The organism is Burkholderia sp. LMG 13014 (assembly GCF_905232215.1).
Classification (GTDB): Bacteria; Pseudomonadota; Gammaproteobacteria; order Burkholderiales; family Burkholderiaceae; genus Burkholderia.
Map to the genome: position 1 here is coordinate 1 of NZ_CAJNKE010000573.1, position 3,694 is coordinate 3,694.

The following is a 3,694-nucleotide window of genomic DNA, read 5'->3' on the forward strand; positions in this document are numbered from 1 at the left end:
TCGCGAAGATCGCGTCGCACGGGAAGCGGTCGAACAGGCCGTCGTCCATCATCGCCTTCGCGCCGCCGAAGTTTTCCTCGGCCGGCTGGAAGATCAGGTTCAGCGTGCCGGAGAACTGGCGCGTGGCCGCGAGGTGGCGTGCCGCGCACAGCAGCATCGCGGTGTGGCCGTCGTGGCCGCACGCATGCATCTTGTTCGCATGGCGGCTCGCGTACGGCAGGCCCGTGGCCTCCGCGAGCGGCAGCGCATCCATGTCGGCGCGCAGCCCGACCGTGCGCGTGCCTTGCCCTTCGCGCAGCACGCCGACCACGCCCGTCTTGCCGATCCCTCGATGCACTTCATAACCCCAGCCGGTGAGCAGCTCGGCGACGAGATCGCTCGTGAGCGTTTCCTCGAATGCGAGTTCGGGGTGAGCGTGGATGCGGCGGCGTACCTCGACCAGCTCGGGTGCGATCGCGGCGATGCCGGGGATGACGGGGTTCACGGCTTGCAGCATGGTGTCTCCTGTGGGGCAGGTGGGGCGTTTGACGCACATATGACGAGCAAGCATATAAATTTCTTTTGTGTACCAGAAGCTGATAAATTGCTTTGGTGCTCACCACCGGTTGCCGCTCGGGAATACCCTGAGTCGGCGTGTGCCGCGCAGCACAGGGTTTCCACGGATCACGCATTGCCGCCATGAAATACCATCAGCTGAAAGCGTTCGTCACCGTCGCGGAAGAGGGCAGCATTCGCGCGGCTGCGCGGCGTCTGAACGTGTCGCCAGCGGCGTTGACGAAGGCGGTCAAGGAGCTGGAGATCGCGCTCGGCGTGTCACTCGTCGTGCGCACCGCGCGCGGCGTGCAACTCACCGCGTTCGGCCAGCAGTTGCAGGTGCGCGCGCGGCTGATCGTCGCCGAAATGCAGCGCGCCCGCGACGATATCGAGCAGGCGCAGGGCGCGATGACGGGCTCCGTCGCAGCGGCGATCACGCCGGCCGCCGCGGTGACGATCCTGCCCGATGCGTTTCGCGCGTTCCGGCGCCGCTTTCCGGTGGCGCGCGTCAACCTGGTCGAAGGGTTTCCGGGCGTTGCGCTGCCGCGCCTGCACGACGGCTCGCTCGATTTCGCGGTGGCCGTCGTCGTGCCCGAATTGCTGGCGGCTGAATTCGATCACGCGGAACTCTATGCGAGCCGGTCGCTGATCGTCGCCCGCAAGGGGCATCCGCTCGCGTCGGCCACGTCGCTCGCCGATCTCGTCGAGGCCGACTGGCTGATGAACCCGTCGCCGGAAAGTTCGACGCAGGTGCTGTTCAATTCGTTCGTCGCGTACGGGCTGCCGGTGCCGGCGCGCGTCGTCGAATGTCCGAGCTTCGGGCTCGCGCACAGCCTGATGACCGGTTGCGACCTGATCGCATCGATGCCCGAGCAACTGCTGCAGGGCGAGTGGGCGCGCGACCAGCTCGCGGTGCTGCCGATCCGCGAGCGCTTGCCGGGCGTCTCGGTGCAGGTCATCACGCGTCGCGACAGCCCGCTGACGCCGGCCGCGGCGATGCTGCTCGACTGCCTGCGCGATTCCGCTCGACGCAAGGGGCTTCGATGAACCGGTGCCCGCGGTTGGGAGCCGTCATTGCATCGTTATCCTGACGATCAAGTGCGTGACGTTGCCGTCGTCCGGCGGGCACGTGGCTTGCGCAGCGGGCACGCCATTCCGGCGCATACCGCGCGAGCCGGTATTATAGCGGCCGGCCCGCCGCTCCGGCCGGCCGCCAACAACATCGCCATCCGGCATCCAGCAATCAGAGGCATTTCATGACCAGTGCAACCCAATTCGACAACGTATCGGTCGTCAAGCGCGCGAACGTCTATTTCGACGGCAAGTGCGTGTCGCATACCGTGCTCTTCCCGGACGGCACGCGCAAGACGCTCGGCGTGATCCTGCCGTGCGCGCTCAACTTCGGCACCGATGCGCCCGAATTGATGGAAGTGCAGGCCGGCAAGTGCCGCGTGAAGCTCGACGGCAGCAGCGAATGGCAGACCTACGGCGCCGGCGAATCGTTCTCGGTGCCGGGCAAGAGCCGCTTCGACATCGAAGTGCTCGAGACGCTCGATTACGTCTGCAGCTACCTGTAACACGCAAGCGCGCAGCAAAAGAAAAAGCCCCGCCGAAGCGGGGCTGGTCGCAAGCGGATGGCACCCAGGCCATCCGGAGCGCCTGTTCTCTTTACAGGCAGGCGTTGATGTCGCCGGCCGACGATGCATCGCCACCGCGGAAACCGACCCAGGTCTTCGCGTTGCCGGCGTTGGCCGGGCGGACCACTGCGGCAGCGCCGTTCGGCGGCTGCTGGCCCGGCGCATACACGGCCATTGCGAGGCCGTTTGCCAGTTCATACTGCGACGTCACTTGTTGTTGCGACTTGTCGGCCCACGTCTTGGCGATGCACTGCGCCACTTGATCGGCGGGCTTTTGGCTTTGTCCCACATTCTGCAGGGCAGAATCGGCTGCATGAGCAGAAAATGCCACGGTCAATGCGATGAGCGGTAGGAATTTAGCGTTCACGTTATCTCCCTCGAGTCGTGATTGATTGAGTGGGATGCGCAGCAGGACTGCGTAACAGTGAGATCGCATCAGGCGAGCACGGTTCCGGCTATTCCGAAACAAGTTGTTAACGCGCTTGCCAAATGGCGGCTGCGATGCAGTGCACTTTGCTGCGGCACGGCATGCGTCGTGTGCGGCACGACGTCATGCGCTGCGTGGTCGGCGCGCTGCCCGGTCGTGTGGTGACGTGACGGTCGCGGCGAACGGCATGTGTCTGCATGCCGTGCCGAGACTCTTTATTTGATCGCGAAGTGGAATGGCTGATTGGTGGCCCCGTCGCATGAGCACCATGATGACAAACTTTCGTCCGTCGAATTGTTAACCAACTTTAAACACGGGAAGCGGCGAAATGCGATGCGGCGCGCGAGGGGCGTGCAGCATCGTCCGGAAGCGGTAACGCGAGCGGGTCGTGCGCGGCTAGGGTGCCGCGCAGCGCAGTGGGTCAGCCGGCCTTGCGCGTGCCGATGTCGCGCAGGTTGGCCGGGACGACCGGGCGGAAGCGCTCGCGCTTCTGTTCGTCGTCGAAGTGCTGGAGCGCGGGCTTGATCAGGTCGCTGCGCGACACGATGCCGGTGATGCGCATCGATTGCTCGTCGGCGACCACCGGCAGGCGCTCGAGTCCGAGCATCGCGAGCCGAGACGCGACGACGCGGCAGGTTTCGTGCGCCTGCGCGACGGCCGGCGCGCGGTTGACGAATGCGCCCGAAATCGGCGTGTCGGCCGTGGCCTGCGCGCGCTGCGCGTCGAGCGTCGCGCGATCGACGAGACCGAGCAGGCGGCCGTTCTGCACGACCGGGTACGCACGGTGCGACTGCTTCGCGCCGAAGTACTGCGACTCGACGGTAGCGAGCGTCGCTGCGCCGTCGATCGCGACGAGCAGGTCGGCCGACGTCATCACTTCGCCGATGTCATGCCGCTCGAGCGGATCGACGCCGTACTCGCGATAGATGTGATAGCCGCGGCGCGCGATCTTCTCCGTCATGATCGAGCGCTTCATCACGATGGTCGCGAAACCGTGCGCGACGAGCGTCGCCGCGAGCAGCGGCAGCAGTGCGTTCGCGTCGTGCGTGAGGCCGAACGCGAACACGATCGCGGTCAGCGGGGCACCGAGCGTCGC

At 65.9% G+C, this 3,694-nt stretch carries 5 protein-coding genes; 2 read left to right on the forward strand and 3 right to left on the reverse strand.

Translation table 11 applies throughout. The annotated features are described in order from the left end of the window. On the reverse strand, nt 1-496 hold a 496-nt coding region (locus tag JYJ84_RS31070), incomplete at its 3' end, for an amidohydrolase (protein WP_205189907.1). Between the two features lie 182 nt (nt 497-678). Between JYJ84_RS31070 and JYJ84_RS31075 the strand changes: the two genes are divergently transcribed. Then, entirely contained in the window at nt 679-1,581 is a 903-nt protein-coding gene (locus JYJ84_RS31075) for a LysR substrate-binding domain-containing protein (RefSeq protein ID WP_122947276.1), read from the forward strand. 209 nt (nt 1,582-1,790) lie between these two features. Further along, nucleotides 1,791-2,111, forward strand: a complete 321-nt coding sequence (locus JYJ84_RS31080) for a pyrimidine/purine nucleoside phosphorylase (protein WP_006478890.1) — start codon at nt 1,791-1,793, stop codon at nt 2,109-2,111. 91 nt (nt 2,112-2,202) lie between these two features. On the opposite strand, the gene JYJ84_RS31085 is transcribed toward JYJ84_RS31080, so the two are convergent. Both JYJ84_RS31085 and JYJ84_RS31090 read right to left on the reverse strand, forming a co-directional pair. Beyond that, nucleotides 2,203-2,538, reverse strand: a complete 336-nt coding sequence (locus JYJ84_RS31085; protein ID WP_122947275.1) for a hypothetical protein — start codon at nt 2,536-2,538, stop codon at nt 2,203-2,205. 481 nt (nt 2,539-3,019) lie between these two features. Then, nucleotides 3,020-3,694: CBS domain-containing protein (locus JYJ84_RS31090; protein WP_205189908.1), on the reverse strand; the 675-nt coding region annotated here is incomplete at its 5' end.

What these genes read in the sequence shown, in the direction of transcription:
- JYJ84_RS31075 (WP_122947276.1), top strand. Translation starts at nt 679, where the DNA reads ATGAAATACCATCAGCTGAAAGCGTTCGTCACCGTCGCGGAAGAGGGC.
- JYJ84_RS31080 (WP_006478890.1), top strand. Translation starts at nt 1,791, where the DNA reads ATGACCAGTGCAACCCAATTCGACAACGTATCGGTCGTCAAGCGCGCG.